This is a genomic window from Portibacter lacus (assembly GCF_021533215.1).
In the GTDB taxonomy this organism is placed as follows: Bacteria; Bacteroidota; Bacteroidia; order Chitinophagales; family Saprospiraceae; genus Portibacter; species Portibacter lacus.
This window is the reverse complement of record NZ_JAJNKA010000016.1, coordinates 72,595-87,259: the sequence shown is the minus strand read 5'-3', so window position 1 is coordinate 87,259 and position 14,665 is coordinate 72,595. Positions and strand designations below refer to the sequence as shown.

The following is a 14,665-nucleotide window of genomic DNA, read 5'->3' as shown; positions in this document are numbered from 1 at the left end:
ATCTAGAACGGTAGATTTACCCCGAAACTAAGATTGGCATCATTGATATTTCCCCATCCAAAAGTACTATAATTCCAATAGGAACCTTTTTCGTTCGGAAATGGGTTTCTGATCTTGTATCCAAAGTCAAAACGCAGTAAAAAGTAGGAGAAGTCCATTCGTATTCCTACGCCTGAAGCCACCGCAATTTGCTTATAGAAATCAGAAGTTAATCTGGAATCTGTTCTCTCATCATCTTCACTCAGTGTCCATACATTCCCAGCATCTATAAAAACAGCTCCTCGTAAAAATCCAGAAACAGGGAAGCGATATTCTAAAGAACTCTCCAGTATGAAATCACCAGTTTGGTAGGGTAGCGTATTAGTATTGGCACTAGGATCTTCAGCAATGTTGTATCCACCAGGACCTAAGCTTCTGATCTGCCAACCACGAATACTATTCTGACCGCCTACAGCAAATTGACGAACAAATGGAACCGTCTGAGATCCGCCAAATGGTAGAGCAATTCCTGCCCTGAATTTTCCTGCTAAGAAATGAGTCCCATATAGTTTTTGGCTAAAATGGTGATCAAAGTCGACTTTGACAAATTTTGAAAACTCTATAGAATCTTGAGTACCTAGTGGAAGATCCCATACTTTGTCCTTTCCAGATAGCAAATTGAATCCCTCGTTAAGAAGAGATAATTCTAACCCAGAAATCTCCCCGAAATAGGTAAGTCCCCAAGAAAATCCTTTGCTCTTTGCTGGTTCATTATAAACCCACGCAATATCTCGGAATACAGCACCTGTAAGCAACCGCTTAGTAAATGAATTCTTGAGATATGGATTGTTTTCTAAAATAGGAATAAAGGTTTCTAAAGGATTTAATAGTAGATAATTGACACCTATTTGATTGAAAGCTGTCGATGAATTCAATGTTGGTCGATAATTGTATCCGAAATTAGCATTTAAAGATGCTAAGCTATAAATGGTTGATGTATAAGTATAAGAATAGGTAAATCCTAAATCAGAACTGGTATTGTCATTTAAAGAATTAAAAACCCTCTCCGGAATAATTCTGGTCTTACGTGCTAAGTAAAGTACTTTGGTTATATCGTACAATCGAGGTTGACTTAAGCCCGTCTCAAATGAGGCGCCTATGGAGTTCACAGCATTCAGGTTGAATTCCACGAAACCATCTAAACCAATGCTGAAGTTCTCAGCGTTCTGTAATAAATTTCTGCTCGAAAGATTGGTACTTAGACTCAGTCCCAAAAACTCACGTTGATTCTCACGTTGAATATTGGCATAATAAACACTTCCGGTATGTTCAGAAACCCACTTATTTTTGATGGGAGAAAGTTGGAAATTATAATTAATTAAGGAGTCTATTCGCTCGTCTATCGTTGGATTTAAGGTAACAAAACGATACGTGTTCAGATTCGAAAGACTTTGGGCCGTCCTCAATTCTTTACTTCGTGTATAGGTTCCACCTTCTTCTATGAATATTCTGCTGGTCAATGTTTTAGGTGTGACAAAGAATGATTCTTCCTTACTGAAGTAATCGATGTCTTTAATATTGACCTTTATTTTCGAGCTAGTATCGTGACCAGCTGTATAATCTGTGTAGACATTAATATTGCCGATGTAGAATTTTTGATGGTTTTGATCTGCTCCTGGTGCTAAAATGGTAACGGTAACATCTACTTTGTAATCCGATGTATCTCCTTGAAAAGTTACATAGTTAGAATTAAACTTGGCATATCCAGAATCTTGTAATGCGCTTACGATTCTGTTTTCTTCTTTATTGAAATTGACTCTTGTAACACCGGTGCCTACGGGAATTAAAGATTCCTGAGACAAATCAGAAATAATGTCTACAATACTAGAATCTTCACAGATATAATTTATGCTTTTTACTTTAAACTGTCGATCTGTATCCACTATGTAAGTGACAAATGCTTCCTTATCCTTCACTTTAAGTTTCGAACTTACGTTGGCATTGTAATACCCTTTATCTTTTCTAAGGTAGCGTTGCATCGCTTCTGCTGTTTCACTTGCTGCGATGCTATCATGGACAGAAGGATATTCAGAAACGTTTTTTCTGATCCAATTGGCAAGAAAAGAACTATCTGAAGAATTTTCAAATCGATAGTAATACCATTCTCTTGGAATGAATAGAAATTCCTTATTAGGACGCTGCTTATAGTTTAGGGATAATTCTTCTCTAAGAAGATTCCTCGGTTCACTTGCTTTTCTATCTGTAAATCGAATCTTATTTTCTGTTAGAAGTGCTTCATTATCACCCAGATAGACGGTGGGATTGCATGCTACAGTCAAGAGAAGCATTGCATAAATGCAAAATTGTGACAAAGGATAAATTTTATATTCTTTATTTTGCATTTTACTTGATATAATCCGTCGTGTTCATGATCTCTAAAGCTACAGTTGCATTCATACAATCTCTTAAACAAAAAAAGTATCGTCAAAAGTATAATAAATTTTTGGTGGAGGGCGAGAAAATTATTCTCGAAGGTCTCCAGGAGAAGTTTATTAGTTTTGATTCGATCTACTGTGTTTCTGAAAAAGAGGTCCTCCTTTCTGAAACTGACATTAAATATAATATAATTGATGCAAAGACGATTTCAAAATTAAGTAACTTAAAATCACCTCCAGGTATTCTTGCAATTGCTAATATTCCTTCACAGCCTTCGATTGATTCCTTAGAATTTAATGGAGTTAGTTTATACTTGGATAACATAAGAGATCCTGGCAATATGGGAACAATCATTCGTACTGCAGATTGGTTTGGCGTAAAGAATATAATAGCGGCTCCTGAATCAGTTGAGTTTTATAATCCGAAAGTACTGCAAGCTACAATGGGAAGCTTCGCAAGACTTAATTTGATAAATGCTGAAATCGAAGAGTTACCTTCAGATATTCCCATCTATTCAAGTCTCCTTAATGGAACAAAGCTCAGCGAATTCGAAAAACCTGAGTCGATGATATTAGTAATCGGAAGTGAATCTCATGGAGTTTCACAGAAAATTCAAAAGCTTTCTACTGAATATTTAACTATTTCAAAATCACCATATTCTAGAGCGGAGTCTCTTAATGCAGGTATCGCTACCTCTATATTTTTAAGCCATTTAACATCTTCATAGCATTTATTGCTACTACTAAATTTAATGGCTTATAAGAATTCTTGTAATACTTGCTCTAGATTATATCTTGGGTTTAACGCCGCAATTTTGCCTTCACGATCTACTAAGAATGTTTGTGGAATAGATGAAACCCCATATAGCTTAGTCACATTCGAATTCCAGTGTTTTAATTCACTGACATGATTATCCCATTCAAGTTGATCTTTCTCGATTGCTCCGACCCATCTATCTTTAGATGCTTGAATCTGCTTATCTACTTCCGCTTGCGTTTTATAGGCAGGTAATCTTCTTGGATGAATTCCGTCTAGAGAAACGCTGAAAATATTGAAACCTTTGTCTTTATATTTTTTATAAATTTTAACGACTTTTGGATTGTCTTTTCTACATGGTCCACACCAACTTGCCCAAAAATCAATTAAGACTACTTCCCCTCTTAGATCTGAAAGCTTTCGAACTTTACCAGAAGGGTCGGGTAGAGCGATATCCGGTGCTTCATCACCTATTCTAAATTTACCAGTACTTCTTTGTGAAGCCGCAATTTGATTCTGAAGTAATGTATACATTTCAGAATGGCGTAAAGTAAATGTGGAATTAGGATAACTAGCTCTTAGTTTGTTATTAACAGCACCATGAACATCTAAGAAAGCTGGATTAGATTTGAACAGTGTATTAGCAGCTTCCATAGATATTAAAGGATGAAGATCTCCTTTTATAGCAGTCTTCATGTCATCTATAGTTTTTTGCTTATTGACATATTGATTCATTAAAGAACGGAATTCTTCCGATAATGGGCTACCTGAAACAGAATAAGAGTATGTACTGAAATCATCTATACTTCCAGAAATATTTGTTCCTATGTCTGATGGTTGATGTATGATATAAGCACTCTTAGCTCCGATTCTTACTCTATATACACCCTCTTCCAGTGGATCTTCTAGGTCAATGTTAAATTTACCTGAACCACTTGCTGGTACTTGGGTCAATGAATTATTCGTTCCGTCAGGATTTACTTTATCAAAGTAAACAGATAAATTTTCGGCACCGCTAATGGTTCCAGATATACCATCTGTAGAAGTTTCTGAACAAGATGCAGCTACTAAAAGTGTCGCAAATAAAATGAGTATACTATGTTTCATAATGTAAAAATAAATCTTATAAATGATAATAGATTATTATATGTAATTTTAAGAAAGCATTAACTTTTTATTGTATCCAGTAATTAAGTAGAAAAAATAATACCAAATAAATCCACAAGATGTCTATATAATGCCAATATGTTGTTAATAATTGTAAATCTCTCTTTTTATCTGGATCTGAAAAATAAATGAGTACGCTTACTGGTGATTTCATTTTCTTTAATGCATTTACAAAAAATACAATTAGAAAAGGTAAGCCACCGATGACATGGACAAAGTGTGTTGCAGATAATAAATACATGTAAGATCCAGTATTGGCTGCATCAACAAAAATGTTCATGTTAATCATTTGCTTCCAAGCGAAAAATTGCAGCACAAGAAAAATAATAGACGAGATAATGGTTACACCTATTAAGACTTTATAGCGTTCTGTCAGATCAGATAAATATGCCTTGTTTGCTAAATGTAGTGTGTAACTACTAGATAATAGAAATAAGGTATTGAAATAAAATAAATTCGGCAGCTTGACAGGAGGAATCCCGCTCTGCATTCTGTTGTATAAATATGAAATACTGAATGCAATAAACAGCATAGTCACTGCTGCAATGACTAAGGTGATAATTATCTGTTTAGGATGGATCAAAAATGCTCTTTCTTCAGCCATGATGATCAAACAATGTTTTATCCACTATGTTTTGAAATTTTCACCTTTATTACGTGTTCCATTTCAGGATCAATTTTATATCTTTCATCTGCACGGTAGCCGATAACCCATATTATCTCATCATTCTGATCCACCAGTAATTGAATAGCATCTTTTTCAAATTGATTAAGTTTTATATCAATCAAAAATTTCTTAACCTTTTTTTGCTTCATGTCCATTCCGATTGGATAAAACCGGTCTCCTTCTTTTCGACTTCTAACGGTTAGTGGTAATTTTACTTCAGGACTTATAAATATTTCACTTTCATTATTTTTCTGCTGTTTATTATCCACTTTAGATAAAGTGATTTCATTTAATCTGCCTATAGGATATGGAGTCTCGAATAATTCAATATTTATAATTGAAGATTTTTTTGTTGATCTCTTTTTTATGACGATTTCCGATCTATTCTTTAAGAAAATTAATTTTTCTGATTGGATTACAGCCCCAGTATCCGCTTCGTATAAATTATCTGATTGTGTTCTATTTAATCCATATTTATGCAAAATATAAAAAAGTATTAATTGGGGTGAAGGAAATGTCTTGAGACCATGCAACGAAATGAAAATTTGGTCATTTTCTTTAAAAGTAACCTCATCCTCGATCCCTGAAACCAAATGATTTAAAAGAACATTTGCTTCATTTACCTTTTCTATAGTAGAATGAACATTATACTTATATCCAGGAATCTTCTTTTCTATTAAAGGAATGATTTCATTTCTAAAGAAATTTCTGCGATATTTTGATTCTATGTTGGATTCATCCTCTCGAAATGGAATGTTCTCTGATTGTACAAAGAGTAAAATATCTTCTTTAGAAGCAAATAGTAATGGTCTAATAATATTATTAAATTTTGCTTTAATACCACTTAACCCATTTAATCCAGAATTTCTGTTAATCCTAATGAAGAAGTTTTCTATTTGATCATCCTTATGATGTGCGGTAGCTATTAGGTCATAGTCATTTTCTGATACGATCTGATTCAGCCATTTATATCGAATTCGTCGAGCTTCAGACTGGAAATTACTGGTGATATCTGAAAAATCTACTTTCCTTGAAAAGAATTCAATTTGGTGTTTTTTAGCATACGCTTTGCATAATTTTTCATCTTCATCAGAGCTATTGCCCCTCATTCCATGGTTTAAATGAGCAATGCCTATATCATATCCCGTTCTTCGGAATAATTCAGTCATACACATTGAATCTACACCTCCACTGACTGCAATCAGAATCTTCTGACTTTTATGGACTAATTCTTGATTAGAAATAAAATGGTTGAATTTGTCAAGCATCTTTTTAATTTTACACTGCTTAGTTAAGATTCCGAATATTACTAAAATAAATATCAAAATCAGGAAATTCAATAATGAAGTATTTTATTTTTTCAGTTTTAATAATTTGTGTTGCCTGTAAAACGGATAGCACTACGGATAATAAGGATAAAGTAGTTCCTGCTGCTTCCAGTCAAAAGGCTGCACCTCAATCTAGTGATAATATAGAGAAATCTACGTTAACGAATAATTCTTGGATAGTCGAAATCGTATTAGATAATGGGCAGATCTCGGCTAATAATAATTGGATTGAAAGCATTGTTGAATTTAAAGAAAATGGTTCTTATTCATGGAAAGGTGAAGGTTTCTCGAATTTAGGTAAATATAATTTAGATCTAAATAAGAACATTGTTCTACTTGAATCTGATAATCCTGATTTAAATTCAGAATGGTCTATAAAGCATAATAAAGCAATGATGGTTTGGATTGGGACTCCGAAGTTTGGACATCATGCAATGCAGTTAAAATTGGTCAAGAAAAGTTCGAATTTAGAAAAATAAGCATAAATATCTACCTGATTCCTTGAGCATTCAACCATCTGTGATATCTTCTAGCATTAGCATTGTGCTGAGATAATGTTTCAGCAAAAAGATGTGCGCCTTGTATTTCTGGACTCGCGCAGAAATATAAATACTTGTGTTTCTCTCTATTTAGAACTGCGTCAATACTAGCAATAGATGGCATATAAATTGGTCCAGGAGGCAAACCTGCATATTTATATGTATTATAAGGTGAATCGAACTCCAAATGCTTCAGTAATACTCTTCGTAGACCGAAATCTCCATTGGCATATACTACAGTAGGGTCCGCTTGGAGAGGAATTCCTCGTTCTATTCTATTCAGATACACACCAGCAAGTCTAGGTTTCTCCTGATTTCTCTGAGATTCTTTTTCTACTATGGAGGCCAATGTATATATTTCCTCTTTTGATAAATTTAGCGCTTGAGCTTTAGACTCTCGTTCCTCTCTAGACCAAAATTTGTCATGTTCTTTAGCTAGTCTTGTAACCAATTCCTCCTTTGTTACATTCCAGTAAAACTCGTATGTATTAGGAATGAATAGGGTGAGGAATGTTTCTGGAAGTAAGTCGTAAGATTTTTGTGTCTCCTCGTTTTGGAAGTATTCTACTAGCGTTAGTGAATCTAGCTCAATGTAAGAGCTAATCTTTCCAGCTAAATCTTCCTTTGTACGTAAATTGTTAAAGGTTATCTTGATTGGTGTTTGTTTCCCAGATCTCAATAAAGAGATAAGTGATTTATTATTCCAATCCGATTTGATAGTAAATTTACCTGATGAAATATCACTTTCTTTGTACTTCATCCAAGAAGCAACTCTGTCAAAAGAGGAAGCATTATTTATAATTCCTTCTGTTTCTAATAATTGTTTCACATCATCGTAGGTAGATCCAGTAGGAATATACAATTCGCGATCTTCTAGGCCAATGAGTACATTTTCTTTAAATATACTTTGATATACATAATAAGCAATACCACCGGCAATCAATAGTAAAACAAGGAGAACTAAGAGAACTTTTTTCATCTGAGCAATTAATATTGTTCTTTTTCATTTGGAAAATCTGAACTCTTTACATCCTTGATATATTGCCCTACTGCACCTTTAATTTCATCGTATAAGTCCAAATATCTTCTAAGGAACCTAGGGTGGAAATCCTTAGTAATGCCTAGTAAATCATGAGTAACTAAAACTTGTCCCGAAGTATGTGGACCTGCTCCGATACCAATCGTAGGAATACTGATTGATTCTGTTACTTCTTTTCCGAGAGCAGCTGGAATTTTTTCAAGAACAACACCGAAACATCCTAATTCATCGAGCAGTTTGGCATCAGATTTAAGTTTAGCAGCTTCCTCTTCTTCTCTTGCTCTTACGACATAGGTTCCAAATTTGTAAATAGACTGAGGCGTAAGACCTAAATGTCCCATGACCGGAATACCTGCAGAAAGAATTCTTGTAATAGATTCTTTAATTTCTTCACCACCTTCCATTTTCACACCATGAGCACCACTTTCTTTCATGATTCTGATTGCAGATTGTAACGCTTCTCTAGAATTACCTTGGTAAGATCCGAATGGTAAATCTACCACAACGAATGCTCTACTTACGCCACGAATAACAGAAGAAGCATGATAGATCATCTGATCTAAGGTGATAGGTAGTGTTGTTTCATGACCAGCCATCACATTAGAAGCGGAGTCACCTACAAGCAAAACTTCAGTACCAGCATCGTCTAATATTTTAGCCATAGAAAAATCATATGCAGTTAGCATACTTATTTTTTCACCATTGTCTTTCATGTTTTGAAGGATACTAGTGGTAACTCTTTTAACGGAACCTTTTGCTACAGACATTTATTTTCAAATTTAATTTCAAATGTATATAAAAATATTTGAAGTGTAGACGAAGATCAAAATAGATTCAGCTAGAGGACAAGATGTAAAGAAAAACTTGTGGTTATACGGGGCCTCATTTAAATTTTGTGGATACTGATATCATGTCGAACACTGTAAAAAAGAATATAGGTATTTCTAATAGTATTGCGATCAATTTTAGACTCTATAACCATAGGAGAGCAAAAATTAGTTTGATTTAGCAGTAGATATAATGGGTGTCGGTTCTACAAAAAGTACTAATGACTACGGGTATCTCACACAAGGTATTTCCCTTGGATTTTCTTCTCCATTATTTAAGGTCAATGGTCGTTCAGACTTAGATAGACGAAAAGACTTACAAATAACGAAGACAAAAAACAAATAATATTTACCTTTGCGAAATGAGATACACACTTGGAATTATAACCATCGTATTACTTTTTAGCTGTGATAACACATTAGTTTTAAATGCAGAATATCAGGATATTCCTATTGTATACGGATTGCTATCAGTTTCTGAGGAGAATCAGTTCATAAGAGTTGAAAGGGCATTTTTGGATCCAGATAGATCTGCTACGGAAATTGCGGTAATATCGGATTCTATATATTATCCTTCATTAGATGTTCAACTTGTTAATTTGCGGAATAATGAGGTTCACACTCTAAGAAAAGTAAACGGGAATGAAATTGGACTTCCAAGAGATGAGGGTGCATTCGCTGTAGATCCTAACACATTATATACAATAGGTACCTCTGAAATGAGTCTCTCTGCGGGTGAATCTTATGAATTGGTTATTAATCGAGGTGAAGGTAAGGAAGCTATTCGCGCAACGACCACAGTAGTTGACACCATTCTTATCACTCAGCCAAGTACAAGATTAAATTTTGATATCAACACGAATTTCAGAGTGAGTTGGTTTCCTAAGTCTACTGGAAATGTTCCTTCAGTGTATGATGTTAGTATGATCGTAAATTTCGAAGAAGTAAATACGCTTGATCCAGATATGGAACCTGTTCCTGTAACATTGGAATGGAGTTTAGCGAAAAGTATTACTGATGAGACTGAAATTTTAAAGTTAGGAAACGAATTCTTTGTATTCCTACAGAATAATATAGAGGTGAAGGAAAATATAAGAAGAGACTTCATAGGAATAGATGTCGTGATCGATGCTGGTGGCCAGGAAATATTAGACTATGTTAGAGTAGGACAGGCTAATCTTGGAATTACAGCATCACAGGAAATACCATTTTATACTAATCTTTCAGAAGGGCGAGGTATTTTTTCATCAAGGAATAGAAAATTTAAGAAAAGAGTTTTATTGACACCTGTTGCTCAGAACGTGGTAAAGTCAAATGATTTAACAAAATCTCTCAATTTTAATTTTTAGAATTAGATAATGCCTGTTTTATTCAATGCAATGTTGAATCGATAAACAAGCCTTTATAATAGGTTTGCGCCAAATTGACATATGAAAAAATAAAATATGTCATGTTGTTTTGCCCATTTTCCTTAGTTTTTGTACAAAATGTCAGTTTTGCCCCGTTGGCATATGGATTGATTAAGTATAAGTGTAATTAAAATTAAAAATCAAAAAATAATATAATAATGGGTAAGATCATTGGAATAGATTTAGGAACAACAAACTCGTGTGTTTCCGTAATGGAAGGAAATGAAGCAGTTGTAATCCCTAATGACGAAGGAAGGAGAACTACACCTTCTATCGTAGCATTCTTAGACAATGGAGAGCGTAAGATTGGTGACCCGGCGAAAAGACAAGCTATCACCAACCCTACGAAAACAATCTCTTCAATTAAAAGATTTATGGGAAGCAGATTCTCTGAAGTTTCAGAAGAAGCTAAGAGAACAAGTTATAAAGTAGTGAAAGGTGATAACGATACGGTAAGAGTAGAAATCGGTGACCGTAAATATACACCTCAAGAAATTTCAGCAATGGTTCTTCAGAAAATGAAGAAAACAGCTGAAGACTTTTTAGGTAGTGAAGTTACTGAAGCTGTTATTACAGTTCCAGCGTACTTTAATGACTCTCAAAGACAAGCTACTAAAGAAGCAGGTGAAGTTGCAGGACTTACTGTTAAAAGGATCATAAATGAGCCAACAGCTGCAGCATTATCTTATGGTTTCGATAAGCAAGGTAAAGATTCTACGATTGCTGTTTACGATTTAGGAGGTGGAACATTTGATATTTCTATCCTAGAATTAGGAGACGGTGTATTCGAAGTGAAATCTACAAATGGTGATACACACTTAGGTGGAGATGATTTTGACCATGTAATTATTGAGCACTTAGCTGATAGCTTTAAGCAACAAGAGAACATTGACTTAAGAAAAGATCCAATGGCTCTTCAGAGATTAAAAGAAGCAGCTGAAAAAGCTAAGATTGAATTATCTTCTTCTACAGAAACAGAAATCAATCTACCATATATCACAGCTGTGGATGGTGTGCCTAAGCACTTAGTACTTAAATTATCTAGAGCAAAATTCGAGCAATTAGCTGATGATTTGATTACAAGAACACTTAAGCCATGCCAAGAAGCATTAAAAGATGCTGGAATTTCTAAAAGTGAAATTGATGAAGTTATTTTAGTAGGAGGATCTACTAGAATTCCTAGAATTCAAGAAGAAGTTGAAAAATTCTTTGGTAAGAAACCAAATAAGAGTGTGAATCCTGATGAAGTTGTAGCAGTAGGTGCAGCAATTCAAGGTGGAGTATTAAGCGGAGATGTTCAGGATGTACTTTTACTAGACGTAACACCACTTTCTTTCGGTATTGAAACAATGGGTGGAGTTTATGATGTAGTAATCGAAGCCAACTCAACAATTCCAACTAAGAAGTCTAAAACATATTCAACAGCAGCGGATAATCAACCTTCAGTAGAAGTTCATATTCTTCAGGGAGAGAGACCGATGGCTAGAGATAATAGAAGTGTAGGAAGATTCATCTTAGATGGTATTCCACCAGCAAGAAGAGGAACTCCACAGATCGAAGTTTCTTTCGATATCGATGCGAATGGTATCCTTAATGTATCTGCAAAAGATAAAGGAACGAACAAAGAGCAGAATATCAGAATCGAAGCTTCTACAGGATTATCTAAAGAAGAGATTGCTAAAATGAAAGCTGAAGCAGAAGCAAATGCAGATGCAGATAAAGCGGCAAGAGAGCAAGTTGATATTCTAAATGCAGCTGATAATTTGATTTTCCAAACAGAGAAGCAAATAGAAGAGCATGGAGATAAAATACCTGCAGAGAAGAAGGAAGCGATCGATAAGTCACTAGCTGATCTTAAAGAAGCGCACAAATTACAAGATGTTGAGAAAGTAAATGCAGCTACTGAAACGTTGAATACGGCATGGCAAGCAGCTAGTCAAGACATGTATGCGAATACTCAAGGTGCTGAAGGCGCTCCAGATGTTGATCCATCTGCAGGTGCTAATGGTGCTGGAGGATCAGAAGATACAGAGGAAGTTACCGATGTAGAATTTGAGGAAGTGGATGATAAGAAATAATTAGAATCCATCATAAATATAAAAGGGCGCCGATTACGATCCGCGCCCTTTTTTTATATCTAAATATCATCCTCAGGGGTGATGTATAAGCGCTTGTTTTCATTGATTTTTGTAGAAATTTTAAGCTATGAAAACTTTTGTAAACACACTCTTCCTTTTATTAATAGTTTCACTCCTTCAAGGTCAAGATTATTTTTGGGTAGGAAATGAAGGGAACTGGAGTGATCTAAACCATTGGGCAACTAGTTCTGGTGGATCGACATTGCATGCTGAACTCCCCGGCGCTAGTGATAATGTAATATTTGATGAAAATTCATTTACCACTGAGAGACAGGAGGTTCAATTGGATTTAGATAGTATGTACTGCCGGAATTTGGTAATCAAAGATATGACTTTATCTCCTAAAATGTTATCGAGTAACTATTACAATACTGTTTTTATACATGGAGATATTGAGATGTCAGGAAACCATTTTTGGGGCGTTTCACAGAACTATCTTTTAGGAGATGGCGAAATCAATATTAAGGTTTCTCAAGAACAATTTAGTGGTACATTACACATCAGTCCTGAAGATTCGCTTACTCAAATTAATTTGCTAGGTGATTTTATTGTTAATAGCTTACAATTATACAATGGCAAATTAGAGTTGCATGGATTCAATTTGCACACACATGAAATAAGAATTGGAACGCCAACTGTAGATGGGTCTCCTTTCATTAATTTCGGTAATTCCGATATTAGAGCCTCTCGATTTATTGTAAATAGCAATGGAAGGTTGGATGCAGGAAGCAGTCAGATTACCATTTTTGAAAGAGCTGGAAGTGGAACCAATTTGTTTTTTGGTGATGGCAATCATTTTAATCATGTTACTTTCGATGGTAAAATTGATAGGGTTTTAGGAAATAATTATTTTGAAGAATTTCGAGTAGAACCATCCACTACATTGACATTAGAAAATGGAGATGTGCAAACTGCCAAGCAGTTTCATTTCGAGGGAACATCTTCTGGCCCCATTAGTATCCTAAGTAGAGCTGAGGGCGAGGCTGGAACCTTGCACCAAGAAGCAGGTGTCGTTAATGGAAACTACCTGATTATAAAAGACAATATGGCTGCAGGTGGAGCTACATTTAATGCCTTTAATAGCATAGATAATGGAAATGTAAGTGGCTGGAATGTAGAAGTTACAGCACCAAATAACTATTATTGGATCGGAGGAGAAGGAGAATGGAGTGACTTAGATCATTGGTCGAAGACATCTGGTGGCAGTCCTGATCATATAGAATTGCCAAGCGCAATCGATAATGTGATTTTCGATGAAAAATCTGTTCAGGAAGAAGCTGTTGTGATCAATATAGACTTGGATGCTATATTTTTTAACAATTTCTCGACAGCCGGTTTGAAGCCAGGAACTACATTACAGGTGAAATCTGGAAGTGAAGGAGAATTGGGAATTTATGGAGATGTCCATCATGGAAAGGACGTAATATTAAATATGAGGCAAGTGAATTTTCTAGGAGATAGTATTCAGACTATTCGATCCAATGATATGACATGGGGCTATGTATCAAATTTGGATTTTGGAAGTACATCGACTATAGAATTAGACGGATCTATGGAAGCTTATGAGATAAGTATTTCTAATGGAGTTTTTAATAGCAATGGAAATACAATCAAGACATACAATTCTTTTAAATTAGGTAAAACACATGATCCCACAATAGATTTAAGCAATAGTTCGATAGAGGTGAAAACGTGGTTTCCTTCTAGTCCAGATCTTGATCTAAATATTGACCAAACAGAGATTACCTGCTCGTTTATATTTTATGGTGAGAATTATCTTTACAATAAGGTTGATTTCATAGGCTCGAATTGGGTTTATGGTCCTATGGATATTGAAAATTTGACATTTGCACCACGATCAGAAATTCTGATTTTTCCTGGAGATACGGTTAAGTTTACAAATCTAACTGCAGAAGGTACTCCAACAGATTCAATAAAGATTGCTTCCAGAGAATTAGGAGAGCGTGCTTACTTGTTCAGTGAATCAGGAACTATAAATGGAGAATTTTTAAATATTCGAGACAATCATGCAATTGGTGGTGCTACTTTTATCGCTGAAAATAGTACGGTAGATTCCTCTTCAGTAATTGGGTGGAATGGACTAACGAGTTCTGTAAAGTCACCACGAATTCAGGATGTCTTAATATATCCTAATCCAGCTTCAGGCTTTTTTCACATTAATGGGAGCAAAGGTTTGAATCAAAATATTCAGGTGTATTCTGCTAGTGGATTTCTTATGCACAACCTTAATCATGATATGGGTGGAAAGGAAGGTTTAAGAGTTGATGCTACAGATTGGCCGAATGGGTTTTATTTGATCAGATCTCTAGATGGAAGTATTCAAGAAAAAGTTATGATCATGAAAAAATAAAAATAACAT

General features: G+C 35.0%; 11 protein-coding genes. 5 read left to right on the top strand and 6 right to left on the bottom strand.

The annotated features are described in order from the left end of the window. Positions 1-2: 2 nt before the first annotated feature. Positions 3-2,381, bottom strand: a complete 2,379-nt coding sequence (gene tamL, locus L2586_RS21385; protein WP_235294998.1) for a translocation and assembly module lipoprotein TamL — start codon at positions 2,379-2,381, stop codon at positions 3-5. 26 nt (positions 2,382-2,407) lie between these two features. On the opposite strand from tamL, the gene L2586_RS21380 reads away from it, so the two are divergent. Next, on the top strand, positions 2,408-3,142 hold the full coding sequence (locus L2586_RS21380) for an RNA methyltransferase (RefSeq protein ID WP_235294997.1): 735 nt from the start codon (positions 2,408-2,410) through the stop codon (positions 3,140-3,142). Between the two features lie 29 nt (positions 3,143-3,171). On the opposite strand, the gene L2586_RS21375 is transcribed toward L2586_RS21380, so the two are convergent. The 3 genes from L2586_RS21375 to tilS all read right to left on the bottom strand — a co-directional run bounded on the left by L2586_RS21375 (position 3,172) and on the right by tilS (position 6,273). Next, on the bottom strand, positions 3,172-4,278 hold the full coding sequence (locus tag L2586_RS21375) for a peroxiredoxin family protein (RefSeq protein ID WP_235294996.1): 1,107 nt from the start codon (positions 4,276-4,278) through the stop codon (positions 3,172-3,174). 67 nt (positions 4,279-4,345) lie between these two features. Next, the gene (locus L2586_RS21370) at positions 4,346-4,942 is read right to left on the bottom strand and encodes a cytochrome c oxidase subunit 3 (protein WP_235294995.1); all 597 of its coding nucleotides are present in this window, start codon (positions 4,940-4,942) and stop codon (positions 4,346-4,348) included. Positions 4,943-4,959: 17 nt separating this feature from the next. Next, on the bottom strand, positions 4,960-6,273 hold the full coding sequence (tilS, locus tag L2586_RS21365) for a tRNA lysidine(34) synthetase TilS (protein WP_235294994.1): 1,314 nt from the start codon (positions 6,271-6,273) through the stop codon (positions 4,960-4,962). Between the two features lie 74 nt (positions 6,274-6,347). Between tilS and L2586_RS21360 the strand changes: the two genes are divergently transcribed. Beyond that, complete coding sequence (locus tag L2586_RS21360; RefSeq protein WP_235294993.1) at positions 6,348-6,812, top strand: hypothetical protein; 465 nt, start codon at positions 6,348-6,350, stop codon at positions 6,810-6,812. 10 nt (positions 6,813-6,822) lie between these two features. Here the strand turns inward: L2586_RS21360 and mltG are convergent, their stop codons facing one another. Together mltG and panB are read right to left on the bottom strand one after the other, a co-directional pair. Then, complete coding sequence (gene mltG, locus L2586_RS21355) at positions 6,823-7,851, bottom strand: endolytic transglycosylase MltG (protein WP_235294992.1); 1,029 nt, start codon at positions 7,849-7,851, stop codon at positions 6,823-6,825. Positions 7,852-7,859: 8 nt separating this feature from the next. Further along, positions 7,860-8,678 (bottom strand): 3-methyl-2-oxobutanoate hydroxymethyltransferase, encoded by an 819-nt coding sequence (gene panB, locus L2586_RS21350; RefSeq protein WP_235294991.1) that lies wholly within the window; start codon positions 8,676-8,678, stop codon positions 7,860-7,862. A gap of 422 nt (positions 8,679-9,100) precedes the next feature. Here panB and L2586_RS21345 point away from each other — a divergent pair, with 422 nt between their 5' ends. From L2586_RS21345 to L2586_RS21335, 3 genes are all read left to right on the top strand, one after another. Further along, positions 9,101-10,087, top strand: a complete 987-nt coding sequence (locus L2586_RS21345; protein ID WP_235294990.1) for a hypothetical protein — start codon at positions 9,101-9,103, stop codon at positions 10,085-10,087. A gap of 218 nt (positions 10,088-10,305) precedes the next feature. Then, a complete protein-coding gene (dnaK, locus tag L2586_RS21340; protein WP_235294989.1) occupies positions 10,306-12,225 on the top strand; it encodes a molecular chaperone DnaK in 1,920 nt (639 codons plus the stop codon). 127 nt (positions 12,226-12,352) lie between these two features. Beyond that, the gene (locus tag L2586_RS21335; RefSeq protein ID WP_235294988.1) at positions 12,353-14,656 is read left to right on the top strand and encodes a T9SS type A sorting domain-containing protein; all 2,304 of its coding nucleotides are present in this window, start codon (positions 12,353-12,355) and stop codon (positions 14,654-14,656) included. The last annotated feature ends 9 nt before the right edge of the window (positions 14,657-14,665 follow it).

Coding starts and splice junctions, on each gene's coding strand:
- tamL (WP_235294998.1), bottom strand. CDS start 2,381: ATGCAAAATAAAGAATATAAAATTTATCCTTTGTCACAATTTTGCATT.
- L2586_RS21380 (WP_235294997.1), top strand. CDS start 2,408: ATGATCTCTAAAGCTACAGTTGCATTCATACAATCTCTTAAACAAAAA.
- L2586_RS21375 (WP_235294996.1), bottom strand. CDS start 4,278: ATGAAACATAGTATACTCATTTTATTTGCGACACTTTTAGTAGCTGCA.
- L2586_RS21370 (WP_235294995.1), bottom strand. CDS start 4,942: ATGGCTGAAGAAAGAGCATTTTTGATCCATCCTAAACAGATAATTATC.
- tilS (WP_235294994.1), bottom strand. CDS start 6,273: ATGCTTGACAAATTCAACCATTTTATTTCTAATCAAGAATTAGTCCAT.
- L2586_RS21360 (WP_235294993.1), top strand. CDS start 6,348: ATGAAGTATTTTATTTTTTCAGTTTTAATAATTTGTGTTGCCTGTAAA.
- mltG (WP_235294992.1), bottom strand. CDS start 7,851: ATGAAAAAAGTTCTCTTAGTTCTCCTTGTTTTACTATTGATTGCCGGT.
- panB (WP_235294991.1), bottom strand. CDS start 8,678: ATGTCTGTAGCAAAAGGTTCCGTTAAAAGAGTTACCACTAGTATCCTT.
- L2586_RS21345 (WP_235294990.1), top strand. CDS start 9,101: ATGAGATACACACTTGGAATTATAACCATCGTATTACTTTTTAGCTGT.
- dnaK (WP_235294989.1), top strand. CDS start 10,306: ATGGGTAAGATCATTGGAATAGATTTAGGAACAACAAACTCGTGTGTT.
- L2586_RS21335 (WP_235294988.1), top strand. CDS start 12,353: ATGAAAACTTTTGTAAACACACTCTTCCTTTTATTAATAGTTTCACTC.